Source organism: Calidifontibacter terrae, from assembly GCF_054778835.1.
The window spans coordinates 472957-490226 of record NZ_BAAGZF010000002.1; the positions used below are offsets into that span (position 1 = coordinate 472957).

Annotated in this window: 16 protein-coding genes and 1 riboswitch; of the genes, 9 read left to right on the plus strand and 7 right to left on the minus strand. The window is 68.0% G+C overall.

Annotation, left to right across the window (positions count from 1 at the left end):
• Window positions 1-2 precede the first annotated feature (2 nt).
• Both purL and ACYU98_RS04965 read left to right on the plus strand, forming a co-directional pair.
• A complete protein-coding gene (purL, locus tag ACYU98_RS04960) occupies window positions 3-3830 on the plus strand; it encodes a phosphoribosylformylglycinamidine synthase (RefSeq protein ID WP_460467086.1) in 3828 nt (1275 codons plus the stop codon).
• Between the two features lie 33 nt (window positions 3831-3863).
• On the plus strand, window positions 3864-5168 hold the full coding sequence (locus tag ACYU98_RS04965; protein WP_460467087.1) for a carboxylesterase family protein: 1305 nt from the start codon (window positions 3864-3866) through the stop codon (window positions 5166-5168).
• Here the strand turns inward: ACYU98_RS04965 and ACYU98_RS04970 are convergent.
• Both ACYU98_RS04970 and ACYU98_RS04975 read right to left on the minus strand, forming a co-directional pair.
• Window positions 5165-6343 carry a S1C family serine protease gene (locus ACYU98_RS04970; RefSeq protein ID WP_460467088.1) on the minus strand — a complete coding sequence of 393 codons (1179 nt, stop codon included), beginning with the start codon at window positions 6341-6343 and terminating at the stop codon, window positions 5165-5167. The genes ACYU98_RS04965 and ACYU98_RS04970 overlap by 4 nt on opposite strands.
• 88 nt (window positions 6344-6431) lie before the next feature.
• Window positions 6432-6893 (minus strand): OsmC family protein, encoded by a 462-nt coding sequence (locus ACYU98_RS04975; protein WP_460467089.1) that lies wholly within the window; start codon window positions 6891-6893, stop codon window positions 6432-6434.
• Window positions 6894-6986: 93 nt separating this feature from the next.
• Here ACYU98_RS04975 and ACYU98_RS04980 point away from each other — a divergent pair, with 93 nt between their 5' ends.
• From ACYU98_RS04980 to crcB, 4 genes are all read left to right on the plus strand, one after another.
• On the plus strand, window positions 6987-8252 hold the full coding sequence (locus ACYU98_RS04980) for an MFS transporter (RefSeq protein ID WP_460467090.1): 1266 nt from the start codon (window positions 6987-6989) through the stop codon (window positions 8250-8252).
• Window positions 8250-8320, plus strand: a riboswitch (Fluoride riboswitch). (Overlaps the previous gene by 3 nt.)
• A 44-nt stretch (window positions 8321-8364) precedes the next feature.
• Complete coding sequence (locus ACYU98_RS04985) at window positions 8365-8898, plus strand: universal stress protein (RefSeq protein ID WP_460467091.1); 534 nt, start codon at window positions 8365-8367, stop codon at window positions 8896-8898.
• A complete protein-coding gene (locus ACYU98_RS04990; RefSeq protein ID WP_460467092.1) occupies window positions 8895-9305 on the plus strand; it encodes a fluoride efflux transporter FluC in 411 nt (136 codons plus the stop codon). Before ACYU98_RS04985 ends, ACYU98_RS04990 begins: the two co-directional genes overlap by 4 nt.
• The gene (crcB, locus tag ACYU98_RS04995) at window positions 9302-9670 is read left to right on the plus strand and encodes a fluoride efflux transporter CrcB (RefSeq protein ID WP_460467093.1); all 369 of its coding nucleotides are present in this window, start codon (window positions 9302-9304) and stop codon (window positions 9668-9670) included. The genes ACYU98_RS04990 and crcB overlap by 4 nt, the downstream gene beginning before the upstream one ends.
• Before the next feature lie 23 nt (window positions 9671-9693).
• On the opposite strand, the gene ACYU98_RS05000 is transcribed toward crcB, so the two are convergent.
• Window positions 9694-10602, minus strand: a complete 909-nt coding sequence (locus ACYU98_RS05000) for a cation diffusion facilitator family transporter (protein ID WP_460467094.1) — start codon at window positions 10600-10602, stop codon at window positions 9694-9696.
• A 104-nt stretch (window positions 10603-10706) separates the two neighbouring features.
• On the opposite strand from ACYU98_RS05000, the gene ACYU98_RS05005 reads away from it, so the two are divergent.
• Both ACYU98_RS05005 and ACYU98_RS05010 read left to right on the plus strand, forming a co-directional pair.
• Window positions 10707-11933: an NAD(P)/FAD-dependent oxidoreductase gene (locus ACYU98_RS05005; protein WP_460467095.1), complete on the plus strand. Its 1227-nt coding sequence runs from the start codon at window positions 10707-10709 to the stop codon at window positions 11931-11933.
• Entirely contained in the window at window positions 11930-12457 is a 528-nt protein-coding gene (locus tag ACYU98_RS05010; RefSeq protein WP_460467096.1) for a HutD/Ves family protein, read from the plus strand. Before ACYU98_RS05005 ends, ACYU98_RS05010 begins: the two co-directional genes overlap by 4 nt.
• A 52-nt stretch (window positions 12458-12509) precedes the next feature.
• Here ACYU98_RS05010 and ACYU98_RS05015 read toward each other — a convergent pair whose 3' ends face one another.
• Window positions 12510-13949: a DEAD/DEAH box helicase gene (locus ACYU98_RS05015; RefSeq protein ID WP_460467097.1), complete on the minus strand. Its 1440-nt coding sequence runs from the start codon at window positions 13947-13949 to the stop codon at window positions 12510-12512.
• Window positions 13950-14174: 225 nt separating this feature from the next.
• Here ACYU98_RS05015 and ACYU98_RS05020 point away from each other — a divergent pair, with 225 nt between their 5' ends.
• Window positions 14175-14699, plus strand: a complete 525-nt coding sequence (locus ACYU98_RS05020; protein ID WP_460467098.1) for a DUF1990 family protein — start codon at window positions 14175-14177, stop codon at window positions 14697-14699.
• On the opposite strand, the gene ACYU98_RS05025 is transcribed toward ACYU98_RS05020, so the two are convergent.
• From ACYU98_RS05025 to ACYU98_RS05035, 3 genes are read right to left on the minus strand one after another with little or no spacing between them, the layout of a single operon-like run.
• Window positions 14668-15612: an NADP-dependent oxidoreductase gene (locus ACYU98_RS05025; protein ID WP_460467099.1), complete on the minus strand. Its 945-nt coding sequence runs from the start codon at window positions 15610-15612 to the stop codon at window positions 14668-14670. The genes ACYU98_RS05020 and ACYU98_RS05025 overlap by 32 nt on opposite strands.
• Window positions 15613-15659: 47 nt before the next feature.
• Window positions 15660-16886, minus strand: coding sequence for an RNA polymerase sigma factor (locus ACYU98_RS05030; protein ID WP_460467100.1), 1227 nt, complete (start codon window positions 16884-16886; stop codon window positions 15660-15662).
• Complete coding sequence (locus tag ACYU98_RS05035) at window positions 16883-17269, minus strand: YciI family protein (RefSeq protein ID WP_460467411.1); 387 nt, start codon at window positions 17267-17269, stop codon at window positions 16883-16885. The genes ACYU98_RS05030 and ACYU98_RS05035 overlap by 4 nt, the downstream gene beginning before the upstream one ends.
• Window position 17270 lies beyond the last annotated feature (1 nt).

A 17270-nucleotide genomic window follows, 5' to 3' on the forward strand; every position in this document is an offset into this window, starting at 1 on the left:
CCATGGCTCTGTCGCACCTCGTGCTGACCCACGTTCCGGGCGGCTCCGCCCTCTCCGACTTCCGCGCAACCGCCCTGCTGCGCCGATTGCAGGCTGTCGCGCCGGGCGTAACCGGCGTTTCGGCTCGATATGTCCACTGGGTCGCTTCGGCCGCCGAGCCCGACGTGGCCGCCCGCGAAACACTGACCCGACTGCTGACGTACGGCGATCCGTACGACGGTCCGAGCGACGGGACGCTCGTGGTCGTCACCCCGCGGTTGGGCACGATCTCGCCCTGGGCGTCGAAGGCCACCGACATCGCCCATAACTGCGGTATCGATTTGCACCGCGTCGAGCGGGCGACCGAATACGTCATTGCCGGTGAGGTCGAAGACTGGGATGCGGTCGCGGCTCAGCTGCACGACCGGATGACCGAGTCGGCCTTCCCCGGCCACAACGGCGCGAGCCGACTATTCGACGATCGCGTCGCCGAGCCGATGGAGCGCGTCGACGTTCTGGGCCGCGGCAAGGTCGCCCTCGACGAGGCGAACGCGACCTTCGGGCTGGCGCTTTCTGAGGACGAGATCGACTACCTGGCCGAGTCCTTCACCGGTCTGGCTCGCAACCCGAGTGACGTCGAGCTGATGATGTTCGCCCAAGCCAACTCCGAACACTGCCGCCACAAGATCTTCAATGCCGACTTCATCGTCGACGACGAGGTGCAGGCCCGGTCACTGTTCGGCATGATCAGATACACCGAAGAGGTGAACGGCGAGGGCACTGTCGTTGCGTACAAGGACAACGCCTCGATCATGGCCGGCGGCCCGATCACCCGGTGGCTCCCCCAGCAGACTGCCGAGCCGAGCCCGTACGCCGCCCGGGAGCAGGACGTCCACGTTCTGATGAAGGTCGAGACTCACAACCACCCGACCGCGATCAGTCCGTTCGCGGGCGCAGCCACCGGCGCCGGCGGCGAGATCCGCGACGAAGGTGCGACCGGTCGCGGTTCGCAGCCGAAGGCCGGGCTGACCGGCTTCATGGTCTCGAACCTCAACCTTCCCGGAACCGACGAGCCGTGGGAGACAACCGAATACGGCTCTCCCGATCACATCGCGAGCCCGCTCGACATCATGCTCGACGGTCCGATCGGCGCCGCCGCGTTCAACAACGAGTTCGGTCGGCCCGGGCTAGGCGGCTTCTTTCGGGTCTACGAGCAGACCGTTGACGGGGTTCGTCGCGGCTATCACAAGCCGATCATGAGCGCCGGCGGGTTGGGCGCGATCGACGCAGACCAGACGGAGAAGGTGCTGTTCACCGCGGGCACCCTGCTGGTGCAACTCGGTGGCCCGGGCATGCGCATCGGGATGGGTGGTGGCGCCGCGTCCTCGATGGCCAGTGGCACCAATGCGGCCGAGCTCGACTTCGACTCGGTGCAGCGAGGCAACCCCGAGATTGAACGTCGCGCCCAGGAAGTCATCAACCACTGCTGGTCGCTCGGGGCGCAGAACCCGATCCTCGCCGTCCACGACGTGGGCGCCGGTGGCTTGTCGAACGCCTTCCCCGAGTTGGTCAACGATGCCGGCAAGGGCGCGATCTTCGACCTGTCGAAGGTGCCGCTCGAGGAGTCCGGTCTCGCTCCCAAGGAGATCTGGTGCAATGAGTCGCAGGAGCGCTATGTCATTGCGCTGCAGGCAGACTCGCTGGATCAGTTCGCCGCCCTTTGCGCCCGGGAGCGGTGCCCGTTCGCCGTCGTCGGCGTCACCACCGACCGTGGCCAACTGGAACTTTCCGACGAGCAGACGGCGACCGACAAGCCGATCGACATGCCGCTGGAGGTCCTGCTCGGCAAGCCGCCGCGGATGACCCGCGATGTCGCGCGCATCCAGCGGTCGTCGGCCGACTTCGACGTCGAGGGCATCGACCTGCGCGAGGCCGCCTATGCGGTGCTGCGCCACCCGAGCGTCGCCTCGAAGCGTTTCCTGATCACCATCGGTGACCGCACGGTCGGCGGACTCACCCACCGCGACCAAATGGTCGGCCCGTGGCAGGTGCCTGTCGCGGACGTCGCGGTCACCCTGAGCGACCTGGTTGGCCGAGCCGGCCAGGCGATGAGCAGTGGCGAACGCACCCCGATCGCCGCGGTTGACGGTCCCGCGTCGGGCCGGATGGCGGTCGGTGAGGCGATCACCAACCTGGTCGCCGCCCCGATCGAGCTGCCCGGCGTGAAGCTCTCCTGCAACTGGATGGCCGCCTGTGGTGAACCCGGTGAAGACGCAGCGCTGTTCGACACCGTTCACGCCGTGGCGATGGAACTGTGTCCCGCCCTGGGGATCAGTGTTCCGGTCGGCAAGGACTCGCTGTCGATGCGCACCAAGTGGGACGACAAGCAGGTCACCTCGCCGGTCTCGCTGGTCGTCACCGCGTTCGCCTCGTTGCCGAGCGTCGAAGGCACCCTCACCCCGCAGCTGATCGAGGGCGACACCGCACTTCTGTTGGTCGACCTCGGCGCGGGCAAGAACCGCCTCGGCGGCTCGATCCTCGCCCAGGTCAGCGACCAGTTCGGCGGCGTCACACCCGACCTCGACGACCCGGAGCGCCTCGTACGCTTCGTTGCCGCGGTGAACTCGTTGCGCGACAACGGCATTGCGCTGGCCTACCACGACCGGTCCGACGGTGGACTCTGGGCGGCGGCCTGCGAGATGGCCTTCGCCGGCAACCTCGGCATCGACTTGTCGGTCGACTCCCTCGCCGCCCTGTTCAGCGAGGAACTGGGCGCCCTCCTGCAGGTTCCCGCCGACCGGGTCGACGAGGCGCTCGCCGCTTTCGACGGCGCCGCGAGCGTGGTGGGTCGGAGCAACCACTCCCGCCGCGTACGGGTCGATGCCGGTTCGCGCCGCATCGAAGAGCCGCTGGACGACCTGTTCGCGGCCTGGGACGAGGTCTCGTGGCGGATCAGCGCCCTGCGTGACAACCCCGAGTGTGCGGACGAGGAGCACGCAGCGGTGGGTCGCGCCGGCGGCGGCCTGGTCGTCGCGCCGAGTTTCGACCCGGCCGACGACATCACCGCGCCCTATCTGAACAAGGGCGCCCGGCCCAAGGTCGCGATCCTGCGCGAGCAGGGCGTCAACTCCCACATCGAGACCGCGTTCGCCTTCGACCGGGCCGGCTTCGAGGCCTACGACGTGCACATGACCGACCTACAGTCGGGCCGCTTCGACCTGGCCGATGCGGTCGGGCTGGTCGCCTGCGGTGGCTTCTCCTACGGAGACACCCTCGGAGCGGGTGAGGGCTGGGCTCGCTCGGTGCTCTTCAATCCCGTTCTCACCGAGGCGTTTTCCGCGTTCTTCCACCGCCCGGACACCTTTGGACTCGGGATCTGCAACGGCTGCCAGATGTTCGCCGCGCTGGCAGACCTAATTCCCGGCGCCGAGGCTTGGCCGCGGTTCACCCGCAACCGGTCGGAGCAATACGAGGCACGCCTCTCCCAGGTCGAGATCCTCGACAACCCGTCGATCTTCTTCGCCGGGATGGCCGGCTCGAAGCTGCCGATCGCCGTCGCCCACGGTGAGGGCTTCGCGAACTTCACGGCGCGCGGCGACGCGGCCACCGTCGTACGAGCCGCTCGTTATGTCGACGCGGCCGGCTCGCCGGCGATCGCCTACCCCGCCAACCCGAACGGTTCACCCGAGGGTCTGACCGCGGTGACCACCGCTGACGGCCGGTTCACCGCGATGATGCCCCACCCGGAGCGGGTGCAGCGCAACGTTCAGATGAGTTGGACCGACGGCCCGATCGCGGAACCGAGCCCGTGGTTGCGCATGTTCCGCAATGCGCGAGTGTGGGTGGACTGAACAGGCACGCCGCGCGCGTGTCAGCATGATCGGGTGACCACGACCCGCACCACCCGCTGGACGCTCGACGACGCCACCGTCACCGGCCTCGATGAGGGAACCGTGTGGCGGGCCACCGGGATTCGTTATGCGACCGCCGCGCGTTTTGCGCGGCCAACGGTCGCGTCACCCCGCGGTGAGATCGACGCGACCCGGCCCGCGCCCGGCTGCCCTCAGGTGTCGTTCCCGCTGATCGATGAGGTGCTCGACCAGGTCGCCACGGACATGACCTACGACGAGGATTGCCACTTCCTGTCGGTCACGGTCCCGGCCGGAACGATCAACGCCGACAGGCTGCCGGTCATGGTCTGGTTGCACGGTGGTTCGTATGTCACCGGCGCCGGCGACCTGCCGATCTACGACCCGACGGCGCTGGTCGAGGAACACCGCGTGATTGTCGTCAACGTCACCTACCGACTCGGCCTGTTCGGTTACCTTGCGCGACCGGGGGTGCCCGGCAACCTTGGCCTGCTCGATCAACGCGCCGCACTGTCCTGGGTGAACCGACACATCGCCGCGTTCGGTGGAGACCCAGCCAATGTCACGGTCTTTGGTGAATCGGCGGGCGCCGACTCGGTCGCCCACTTGATGATTACTCCGGACGCCCAGTCGCTGATGCGCCGCGCGATCATGATGAGCGCCCCGCTGGGGCTGATGCACCGCCGCGATCGGATGTACGCGGCGATGGCAACTACGGCCAGCGAACTCCCGGTGGGTGCATCGGTCGAGCAGGTGCTGGCCCTCACCAACCGCCTCGAACGAATGGGCCTGCGCTACGGATTGCGCGCCGGCATGCCGTTCGGCCCGCAGTACGGCCTGGACCCGCTGCCGCCGGAAGCGCAGGCTCCGGCCGCGTGGTCGGCGGTCGCGCCGCAGATCGACCTGCTGATCGGCCACACCGACCGCGAGGCGGCGCTCTTCGTTCCGCCGACGATCAGTGGCAAGCGGCTGCCGAAATCGTTGTGGGACAAACTCGTACGCCGTCTGACGAACCGCATCTACGGAACCGACGCGCTCCGATTCGCGCGCCGTCATGAGGCCGCCGGCGGTGATGGCGGGGCTTACGTCATCACCCACGGGCAGCGTACGGGTGGAGATCTCGCCGGCGCCCACACCACGGACCTGCCGCTGATCTTTCCCGGGCCGGCCTGGGACGCGGTGGCCGAGGCCTCCGGGGCGGCCTGGCGGGTCAGCCCCGAGGCAGGCGTGGCGATGCGCGCCGTACTGGCCGACTTCGCTCGCAACGGCAAGGTCCCCGCACGAAGCGGGGACCCAGTGACCGTCCGACCGTTCGGTTAGTTCGTTGTCGCCGTTCCCAAGGTGACGGTTGCGGTGTGGCTTGCGCCGTTGGCGTCGACCCAGCCGACGGAGACCTGCTGACCGGGGTAGTAGCGGTTGATCAGGTCGCCGAGCGAGCCGCCGTCGGCGACCTGCTTGCCGCCGAGCGAAATGATCGTGTCGCCGGCGGTGATCCCCGCCTTCTGGGCCGCGCTTCCGGTGGTCACCTGCATGACCGCGGCGCCCGTTGACTGCTGCGTCTGGGTGGAGATGCCGACGCCGAGCGCCGCTCGGCTACCGAGGTGGTTGCTGGTCGTCTTGGTGCCGCTGGTGATCAGGTTGGCGTAGGAAAGCGCGTTCGCGGAGGTGATCGCGTAGCCGGTGATCGGGGTAGAGCTGGATGCCGCGGTGTCCATGCCGATGACCTCACCCTGCGCGTCGAACAGCGGGCCACCGGAGTATCCGGGCACGATCTGCGCGTTCGTCTGCAGCAGACCGGTGAGGGTTTCGGAGTTCGAACCGCTGCTGTCGTCGCTGGCGGTGATCTGCTGGTTGCTGGCGGTGACGCTGCCCGAGGTCTTGTAGAGCGAACCGAGTCCACCGCCCTGGCCGACCGCGGTGACGGATTCACCGACCGTCGGGGTGGTGTCGAACTTCGCCGCGGTCAGGTTGGTGGCGCCGGAGATTTTCACCACCGCAATGTCGTGGGCCTCATCGAAGCCGACGACCTTTCCGGTGTACGTCTTGCCGTCGGCGGCCGTGACCCGGATCGAGGTCGAGTCGGCGACGACGTGGTAGTTCGTCAGGATGGTTCCGTTGCTGTTCAACACGATTCCGGTTCCCGCGCCCTCACCACCGTTCAACACGGTGTCGATCATCACGACGCCCTGCTGGGAGGAGACCGCCGTTCCTGAGGTCGTGGCGCCCGCGGAACTGCTGCCGTTGCTGCCCTGGCCACCGTTCTGACCCCACCAGCCGCCGCCGTACTGCGGGACCTGCGAGCCGTCCTGACCGCTGGAGCCGCTCGAACCGCTGGACGAACCGCTGGAGCCGTTGGAAGTCGACGGTGTCGGTTGGGCTGGCGCGGCCGCGACGGTGACGTGGTAGTTGTTCCACGGTTGGGCGTAGGCAACCGCTCCGGCCGGGACGACGGCCAGGGCGGTGGCGGCTGAGATGGCGACGACTGCGGTCTTCATGGCGGGCTCCTTGATGGGATCGATGTAGTAATCACACCGCGGCCGCCAACGCGTGGCCTTGGCCATTCCTTTGCGGAAGCTGTGAGCGTCAGTCGACGACCGTCACCACCGGCTCGAGGTCGATCTGCGTCGCAAGGCTGTTCGCAATGAAGCACTCGCGGTGTGCGACCTCCAGCAGGTGCTCTATCCGCTGCTGGGTGGCGCGAGCTCCCGCGCGCACCGTCACCTGCGGGCGCAACACAATGCGAGTGATCCGCATCGGAACCGGTTCGGGCGGCATCTCGGCGCTCGCGTCGTCGGCATAGGACACCACGTCGACACGGGCTCGCGCCGCCACCGCGAGGAAGGAGAGCAGCTGACACGACGACGCGGCGGCCAGCAACAGCTGTTCTGGGTTGAGCAGTGCAGGGTCGCCACCGAAGGTCGGGTCGGCGGTCAGGGAGAGCGCGGGGGCGCCGCTCGCAGCAACCTGGTGCGTGCGGTCGTACGCCTCGTAGCCGGCGCCGGTCGAGCCGGTCCACTGCAGGGTGGTCGCGTAACGATGGGTCATGCAGTGAGCCTAGGAGGCGCCGCGCGATGGGCTGCGTGAGAATAGGCAGGCTCTACGTCACCATCGGAGGAAGCCCTGTCCAAAGTTCGCGGCATGCTCGCCGACACCCGCCCGCTGCGCGTTCCGGCCTATCGCCGGCTGTGGTGGACCAACATCGTCACCCTGATCGGCGCGCAGCTGACCGTGGTGGCCGTTCCGGCGCAGATCTATCAGCTGACCGGCAGCTCGGCATATGTCGGGCTGACGGGGCTGTTCGGCCTGCTTCCGCTGATCATCTTCGGGTTGTACGGGGGAGCGCTCGCCGACGCGATGGACCGTCGGCGCCTGCTGTCGATCACCACGGTCGGGTTGATCGTGATGAGCGGACTGTTCTGGGCGCAGGCTGCGCTCGGCAACACCAACGTGTGGCTGATCCTGGTGCTCTTCGCCGTCCAGCAAGGTTTCTTCGCGGTCAACCAGCCGACCCGCTCGGCGATCTATCCGCGACTCGTCCCGCTCGACCAGTTGCCGGCCGCCAACTCCCTGAACATGACAGTCATGCAGTTCGGAGCGATCGCCGGACCGATGGTCGGCGGCATCCTGATCCCGGTCTTGGGCTATTCGTGGCTCTACCTGGCCGACACTCTGTCGCTGTTCGTGACGTTGTGGGCCGTCGTCGGCTTGCCCGCGATGCCGCCGATTGGCGAGGTTCGGCGAGCCGGGTTCCGTTCTGTCATTGACGGATTCGTCTATCTCCGGTCCCACCGGGTGCTGCTGATGTCGTTCGTCGTCGACATCATCGCGATGGTCTTCGGCATGCCGCGCGCGCTGTTCCCGCAGATCGCCCACCTCGACTTCGGCGGCCCCGTCGATGGCGGACTGGCGTTCGCGCTGCTCTTCGCCGCGATCCCGGCGGGCGCGGTTCTGGGTGGAGTGTTGTCCGGTTGGGTGTCGCGCGTCGAGCGGCAGGGCGTCGCGGTCGTCGCGTCGATCGTGGTGTGGGGACTTGCGATGGTCGCGTTCGGCCTCTGCGTCGCGCTCGGTGGCGGCCACGCTGGCTTCCCGTTGGTGCTCGCGGTGATCGCATTGATGGTCGGTGGGGCGGCCGACATGGCGTCGGCTGCGTTCCGCACGACGATGCTGCAGGAGGCGGCGGCCGACGACGTACGAGGTCGGTTGCAGGGTGTCTTCACCGTGGTCGTCGCGGGTGGGCCGCGGGTCTCCGACGTCGCCCACGGCGCGGTGGCGGCCTCGATCGGCACCGCGTGGACCGCGGCGGGTGGTGGCGTACTGGTCGTGGTGTTGGTCGTGGTTGCCGCCCTGCTCGCGCCGGTGTTCGTGCGCTACCGGGTGGTCCGCAAGGTCGCTGCCCTAGACTGACCGGCGGGCGATGGATCCCGCCCGGACCTCGGTCCGAACCGCGACGTGCTGATGGTTCCTGCTCCGTCCTTGACGGGCAGGTCGCGCTGCCCTTCGCCGATCTGGAGGTTTGATGGCAGACCACACTCCACCCCAGCCCCACCCTGACCGAATCGCCGATTTCGGTGGTCGCCCGGTTGTGGTCGGCGTGGTCCCTGGCCAACCGCCGGTTGTAGCGCTGACCGCTCTCTCCCTCGCCCGAGCAACCGGAGCGCCCTGCCTTTACTTCGGCTACGTCGACACCGACCGGTTCGCCGAGCAGGAGTTTGCCGACGGCACCGTCCGCCACGCCCCCATCAGTCCCGACGATGTCGGCGACGACTGGCTGCAGACGCGCGACGCGTTGAGGGCGCAGGTGAGCGCGGTCGTCGGCGATTTCCCATGGGAGCTGCGCTACCTGGCCGGTCGACCGGACCGGGCGCTCACCCACCTTGCCCGCGCCGTCGACGCGAGTTGTTTCGTGATCGGCACTCGCCGCGGGGCTCGCCGGATGCACGATTTGCTTGGCGGGTCGGTGTCCATGCGGCTGAGTCACCACCAGCATCGTCCGGTCCTGGTGGTTCCGCTCGAGGTCGTCGACTGGTCCGGGAAGCTGCCGTGGGAGTGACTGCGCCACACCGGGATCCGCGGCTCCTTGGGGTTGTCTTCGTCGGCGGTTGCGTCGGCACATTCCTGCGCTCATCGCTGTCCACGGCCTTCGAGCAGCCCCGCGGCTCCTTCCCCTGGACCACCCTGCTGATCAACCTGGTCGGGGCGTACTTGCTCGGCGTGCTGCTGGAGACGCTCGCGTCGCGCGGATCCGATGACGGCGTACGGCGGCTGTTGCGGCTCGGCGTCGGAACAGGGGTGCTCGGCGGCTTCACGACCTACAGCACTTTCATGGTGGAAACGACCGGCCTGCGAATCCCAGCGGCCGTGGCCTACGTCGTCGGAACGGTGGTCCTTGGCCTGGCGGCCGCGACCTTGGGTCTGCGATCGGCCCGGTGGGTGGCTTCCGTTGAGGTGGCCCGATGATCCCGTTGATGATCGCGCTCGCTGGTGGCTGCGGGGCGACCGCCCGCTTTGTGTTCGACGGCGCTGTGGACCGGCGGATCCGGTGGCAGTTTCCGGCTGGCACCTTTCTGATCAACGTGCTCGGGTCGTTCCTGCTCGGGCTGCTGACCGGCCTGGTCACCCATCACGGCGCGCCGACGGATCTGAAAGCCGTGCTCGGAACAGGCTTCTGCGGCGGGTTCACCACGTTCAGCACCGCATCGGTCGAGACCAGCCGTTTGTGGAGCGCCGAAGGCCCGGCGGTAGCAGCCCGCTACGCGTCGACCACCGTCGTAGCCGCACTCCTCGCGGCGTTCCTGGGGTTGTGGCTCGCGCGTGTTGGGTGAGGGGCGGTCACCTCTGAACTTGGTCAGTGCATCCCGGATTCGTGGGTCAGGTGCGAGGTCGGCTCGGGTTGCAGGGTGCAGTGATCGACGTCGAAGTCGTGGCGCAACACCTCCAGAGCCTGATCGAGCAGTTGCGGAACGTGGTCGTCGGTGAAGCAGCCGTCGTCGATCACGAGGTGCGCGCTCAGCGCCGGTTGGCCACTGGTCACGCTCCAGACGTGCAGGTCATGGACGTCGCGCACGTGATCGAGTTCGAGCAGTCGACCGCGGATCGCGGCAAGGTCGGTTCCCTCGGGCGCCGCCTCGAGCAAGACACGTCCGGCCGCGGTGACCAGTCGCCAGCCAGCGATCAGCATCAGCCCGACGACAACGAGGGTGGCGATCGCGTCGGCGCGCATCCAGCCAGTGGTGAGGATGACGATTGCGGCGATGACCGTGCCGATGAAGCCATAGAGGTCCGTGACGATGTGCTGGTAGGCGCCTTCGACGTTGAGCGAGGTGCGGTTCGCCTTGGCGATCAGCCAAGCGGCGATGACGTTGACCACAACCCCGGCCAGCGCGATGGCGAGAACAGGCCCCGCCTCGACGCTCGGCGGGTGGAGCAGACGGCGTACGGCTTCGAAGGCCAACAATGTGGCCAACACCAGGAGCGTGACACCGTTGGCCAGCGCGGAGAGGATCTCCGCGCGCTTGAGGCCGAACGTCCAGCGGCCCTGTGCCGGTCGACCGGCGAGGTGGGAGGCCCAGAGGGCCAGCGCGATCGATGCGGCGTCGGTGAACATGTGGGCGGCGTCGGATAGCAGCGCCAGTGAGCCGGTCCAGAGCGCGACGACCAGCTCGGCGATGAGATAACCGACCAACAGCACCAACGCGGCGGTCAGCGGTCGCCGGTCGGCGCTGCCGTCAATCGCGTGATCGTGATCGTGGCCCATGCGTCGATCCTCTCAGGTGGCCCCAGCGGAGGGATTTTCGACCAGAGATGGGAAATGTGGCTCGTCCTCGCGAAAAACCCTCCTCTCAGCGGCAGGGTGGACTCATGAACACACCGAAGAACATCGTGGTCGTCGGCGGCGGCCTCGCCGGCGCAAAGACCGTCGAAGCGTTGCGCGAGAAGGGCTACGACGGAGCTCTCACGCTGATCGCCGGGGAGAATGAATTGCCCTACGAGCGGCCGCCCATGTCGAAGGGCTATCTGGCCGGCGATGACGCCTTCGACGACGCCGTTGTGCACTCGCAGGCCTGGTATGCCGAGCATGACGTCGACCTGCGCATCGGCACCACGGTCACCGCGATCGACCGCACCGCCCACACGGTGACGCTCGACAAGGGCGAACCGCTCGCCTACGACAAGCTGGTGCTCGCCACCGGCTCGCAGCCGAGACACCTTCCGATCGATGGCGCCGACGCTGGAGGCGTTCACTATCTGCGGACGAGGGCCGACTCCGACGCGCTGCGCGAACAGTTCGGCCCCGACAAGGCGCTGGTGATCATCGGTGCCGGGTGGATCGGGCTCGAGGTCGCGGCCGCCGCGCGCGGCAAGGACACTGCGGTCACCGTTCTCGAAGGCGCTGCGCAACCGCTGCTGGCGGTGCTCGGCCCGGAGATTGCTCCGGTCTTCGCCCAGTTGCACCGCGACAACGGCGTCGATCTGCGGCTCGAAGTCAAGGTCGACGGAATCGAGGTGCGCGATGGCCAGGCAACCGGCGTACGGCTGGTCGGCGGGGAGGTCGTCGCTGCGGATGCAGTGGTGATCGGGGTGGGCGCTGCGCCGAACCTCGACCTGGCGAAGGCCGCAGGCCTTGACGTCGACGGCGGTGTGTTGGTCGATGCGACGCTGCGCAGCAGCGACCCCGACATCTACGCGGTCGGTGACATTGCCAGTCACGATCACCCCGTTCTGGGTCGCCGGATTCGTGTCGAGCACTGGGCGACCGCCCTCAACCAGCCGGCCGCGGCAGCCGCGGCGATCCTGGGCGAGGGCGGGGCGTACGAGGAGTTGCCCTACTTCTTCAGCGATCAGTACGACCTGGGGATGGAATACATCGGCAACGCACCGTCCTACGACCAGGTCGTGGTGCGCGGCGACAAGGACGCGCGCGAATTCGTGGCATTTTGGCTGGACGATCAACGGCGGATCGTGGCCGCGATGAACGTCAACGTGTGGGACGTGATCGACGAGATCAAGCCGCTCATCCTTGACGCGGTGGTGGTGGACCCGGTGAAGCTGGCCGACCCCGACGTCGCCTATGGCGACCTGCGATGAGTGAACCGATTCGCTGGAGCGACGTCGAGCCGACGCCGTGGCGTAACGGCGGCGGGGTGACTCGCGAGATCGCCGCTTCGCCGCCCGACACGACCGACTTCGACTGGCGGGTGAGCATCGCCGACGTCGACCGGCCCGGACAGTTCTCGGAGTTCGCCGGGATAGATCGGGTGATCACGTTGCTCGAAGGCGAGGAGATGGTTCTCACCTCGCCGACAGGGGAGAAGCGGTTGGAACCGTTGCAGCCCTACGTCTTTGGTGGTGAGGAGCCGATCGACTGCACCTTGCCGTCGGGTCCAACCCGCGACTTCAATGTGATGACACGGCGGGGCCGCTGCGCCGCGACCGTACGGGTGCACCCCGCCGGACCCGTCGATCTCCCGGCGGCCGACCGATTGCTCGTCGCGCTTGGATCTGTACGGGTTGGTGAGTGGCAGTTGGAGCGCTACGACTCGTTGCCGGTGGAGGGCGCCGTCACCGTCGACGGCCCGTTCCTCGAAGTGGCCCTGACGACAACGGACTGAGCCTCCCAAGGAGGCTCAGTCCGTTGTGGTCAAACGACTGGTGTGAAGCTGGTCAGCGGGTCGTGCTCGGCCGGCTGGCGCGACGCGGACCGCCGCTGCGACCGGCGGGGGCTGACTCGCTGGTGTAACTGCGACCGGCCGAACCCGACGACTGGCGGTTGCCGCCACCGGCGGAGGTGGAGCGGCCACGGCCGGCGCCGGAGCGGTTGCCGCCGGCGGGACGACCGCCACCGGAGCGCTGCTGCGGGCGCTGGCCCGAACCGCCGCGACCGGAACCACGGTTCTGCTGCTGCGCAGCGGCCTGAACCGGCGGCGCCTCAACAAATACGCGCTCGCCCGGGGCGAGGGTGGCGAGCAGGTCGCTCTGCGGGTCGACCCGGGTGGTGGTCGGCTTGATGCCGGCTGCCTTGGTCAGGGCGCGCACGTCGCGCTGCTGCTCGTCGAGCATCAGGGTGACGACGGTGCCGGAGGCGCCAGCGCGAGCCGTACGGCCCGAGCGGTGCAAGTAGGCCTTGTGCTCGGCCGGCGGGTCGGCGTGGATGACCAGGCTGACGTCGTCGACGTGAATGCCGCGGGCCGCGATGTCGGTGGCGACCAGGGTGCGCACCGCGCCGCTGTGGAACGCGTCCATGTTGCGGACCCGGGCGTTCTGACTGAGGTTGCCATGCAGGTCGACAGCCGGAACACCTTGCGAGACAAGCTGCTTGGCCAACTTCTTGGCGCCGTGCTTGGTGCGGGTGAACACGACCGTACGGCCGGGGGCAGCGGTCAGGTCGACGAGGACCGGCAGGCGGTCGTCCTTGGCGACATGCAACACGTGGTGGTCCATCGACGAGACCGGCGACTGGGCGCTGTCGGCGTGGTGGGTGACCGGGTTGCTGAGGTAGCGCTTGACCAGAACGTCGATGCCGCGGTCGAGCGTCGCGGAGAAGAGCAGTCGCTGACCGTCACGCGGGGTGCGGTCCAGGATGCGCTTCACGACGGGCAGGAAGCCGAGGTCGGCCATGTGGTCGGCCTCGTCAAGAACGGTTACCTCGACCGCGCTGAGGTCGCAGAGTCCCTGGGAGACAAGGTCCTCCAGCCGGCCTGGGCAGGCGACGAGAACGTCGATGCCACGAGCCAACGCGGCAGCCTGCGGGTTCTGGCTGACCCCACCGAAGACGGTGTGGAAGCGCAGTCCGGCCGACTCGGCCAGCGGCTTGAGCGCTTCCGCGATCTGGCCAGCGAGCTCGCGGGTCGGAGCAAGGATCAGCGCACGCGGACGCTTCGGGGCGGGACGTCCACCGGACTGCTGCAGGCGGGCGACCACCGGGAGCAGGAAGGCGTAGGTCTTGCCCGAGCCGGTGCGGCCGCGGCCGAGCACGTCGCGCCCGGACAACGAGTCGGGCAGGGTGACTGCCTGGATCGGGGTGGGTTCGGTGATGCCGCGGTCGGCGAGCACACGGCTCAGGCCTGCGGGCACACCGATGGATTCAAAACTGCTGGAAGACAAGGAGATTCCTCAAACTGGCGGGGCGTCTCGCCGGGCCGCGCCCGGGTCACGAGGTTCATTGCGAACTCGGATGTCGGGCGACGCATGAAGGGCTCTTCCGAAATGGACGGCCGCTTCACATCGCCATGCGGCCCGAGGCAAGACTGGGCGGACCGCTGCAGCTTCAACCCTAGGGGCTCTGACCTGGATCGCCTATTCGGTGTCGCGCTTGGCAAGATCTGACTCATGTCGATGAAAGCCCTGAGCGCGCGCCGCCTGGCCACCCTGAACGCTGCGCAATTGTCCTACCCGGCCGGCCTCGACATCGATCAACCTGGGCCGGGCTGGACCTCGTTCCAAGAGTCAGCTCTATTGCAGCGCAACGACTTTGAGACGTTGACTGCGGAGTTGCTCGGCTGGCAGGTGCACGAACGGGCTGGCCTTCGACTGGCGGTTTCCGACGTCCCGCTGCAGCTCGGGTCGGTGGTCGAGATGCGGATGAGGGTTGGGCCGGTGCCGGTCCGTGCCCCGTGTCGTGTGGTCGAGATCACTGCGGAGTGGGACCGTCGAGGTTTTTCCTATGGCACCCTGCCTGGTCACCCGGAGGTCGGGATGGAGCGATTCGAACTGCGGCGCGCCAGTGATGGCACGGTCACCTTCCAGATCACCGCAATCTCCCGCCCGGCCTCTGTGGTGGGGTTTGTGGCTGGCTCGATCCACCGCCGGATCCAACGCCAAATCACCGAGCGTTATCTGCAGGCTCTGCAGTGACCTCGACGGCGATCTTGCCGCGTACGTGTCCGCTCTGGCTGAGCTCATAGGCCTGAGCAGCGTTTTCGAGGGTGAAGACCTTAGCGACTGGAACGGTGAGCTTGCCGGCGTCGGCAAGGTCGGCAAGCGCCTGCAGGTCTGTCGCATTCGGGCGCACCCACATCGAGATGCCGCCTTCGTCGGCGACCGCTCCGTCGGTGATGGAGCCGTGACGGCCACCCTCCTTCAGGACCGCCAGGGTCGTCTCCAGGACGCCGCCCACGAGGTCTACGACCACGTCGACGCCATCGGGCGCGAGTTCGCGGACGCGCTCGGCAAGTCCGTCACCGTAGGTCACCGGCTCGGCGCCCAGTTCGCGCAGGAAATCGTGGTTGCTTTCCGAAGCCGTGCCGATGACCCGTGCGCCGAATGCCTTCGCGATCTGCACGGCCAGCAGACCGACCCCACCGGCAGCGGCGTGGATCAGGACCGTGTCGCCGTTGGTCGTCTTGAGCCGGGTGAGGAGTTGGTAGGCCGTGAGCCCAGCCAGCGGCAGGCCTCCGGCTTGGTGCCAGTCGAGGCTGCGCGGCTTGCGGGCGACGGTGCGCACCGGCGCTGAAACCAGCTCGGCGAAGGTGCCGTGTTGCACCCAGTCCTTGCGGGCGTACGCAATGACCTCGTCGCCGACGGCGAATTCAGGAGTATCAAGGCCGACCGCCTCGACGACGCCGGCAACGTCCCAGCCCGGGATCGCCGGGAAGTCGACCTGCATGAGGCTGTCGAGATAGCCCGCCATGACCTTCCAGTCAACGGGGTTGACGGAGACGCTGCGCACCCGGATCAGGACCTCGCCGGGGCCGACCTTGGGGTCGGGGAGGTCGCTCAGCGTGAGGGTGTCGGGGCTGCCGTATTGGCTGTAGGTCATAGCTCGCATGTCCAGACCAACGCCCCGACGACCCCCGCGCATTCCGGAGACGCGCATCACTGCGCGAGTTGGTCCCGCCGCCTGGCCAGGTAGGCGCGTTCGGCTGGGTTGCCGGTCAACTCGATCGCCCGGTCGTACGCCGCTCGCGACTCCGAGCTGTGCCCGAGCCGTCGCAGCAGGTCGGCCCGGGCGGCGTGAAGCGCGTGATATCCGTCGAGTTCCGTTGCAACCCGGTCGATCTCGGCCAATCCGACAAGCGGACCATCAAGTTCCGCGACGGCCACCGCCCGGTTCAGGCGGACGATCGGCGACGGGTCGATGGCGGCCAGTTGGCCGTAGAGCGTCACGATCTGCGACCAGTCCGTGTCGCGCGCCGAGGGCGCGACGGTATGAACCGCGTTGATCGCGGCGAGCAGTTGGTAACGGCCCGGCCGCACCCCGGTCGCAATGCGCTCGCGGACGAGGTCATGGCCCTCACGAATCAGATCGCGGTCCCACGACCCGCGGTCCTGGTCATCGAGCGTGACCAACTCACCCGTACGAGAAACGCGGGCCGCTCGACGTGCGTCGATCAGCAGCATCAGGGCCAGCAGCCCGGCGACCTCGCCGTCGGCCGGTTGCAAGGTCCGCAGCAACCGGGCGAGCCGGATGGCTTCGTCGGTCAGGTCCTGTCGCAGTGGGTCCTCGCCGGCGCCGGCCAGATAGCCCTCGTTGAAGACCAGAAAAATGACGGCCAGAACGCCACTGAGCCGCTCGCGAATGTCGACCTCGGACGGCACCCGGTAAGGAATGTGGGCAGCCTTGATCTTGCCCTTGGCGCGGGTAATCCGCTGGGCCATTGTCGTTTCCGGAACCAGGAAAGCGCGGGCGATCTCGGCGACGGTGAGACCGGCGACCAAGCGGAGGGTGAGCGCCACGCGGGCCTCCATCGCCAGCGCCGGGTGGGAACAGGTGAACACCAGCCGCAGCCGGTCGTCCTCGACCGCACCGGTCGATGAGGCAGGGGAGTCGTCGATCAACATCTGCGCCGCCTGGTGCTTGTCGTCGCGGTGTGACTCGCGGCGGATCCGATCGATGGCCTTGCGGGCCGCGGTGGTGGTGAGCCAGCCGCCCGGGTTGGGTGGGACTCCGTCCAGCGGCCAGCGCTCGACCGCGGTGGCGAACGCCTCCGCGGCGGCGTCCTCGGCCACATCAAGGTCCCCGAAGCGCCGGGCGAGGCCGGCGACCACCCGCGCCCACTCCGTACGGTGGGCTCGGGCGATCGCGTCGGCCGTGTCGGTCACGAGTCGAGCAGGCCCTCGATGGACTCCGCGGTCTGGAACGGGCGAACCTCGATCTTGCCGCGACAGGCCTTGGAGCCTTCGGCCGCCAGCGCGAGCGCCTCGTCCAGGTCCGCCGCCTCGATTATCCAGAAGCCGCCGAGGTATTCCTTGGTCTCCAGGTAGGGGCCATCGGTGAAGACCGGCTTGTCGCCTCGCCCGTCGACGGTCGTGGCGGTGGTCGCCTGCGCGAGACCGTCGGCGAAGACGAAGTGGGCATCGCGCTCCAACTTCTCGTTGAATGCGCCGGTGTCAGCGAAGGCCTGCAACATGGCCTCCTTGGAGGGGTAGTCGCCGAACTCGTTGCGCTCGGCGGCGCCGTAGACGGACATCATGTAACGAGCCATG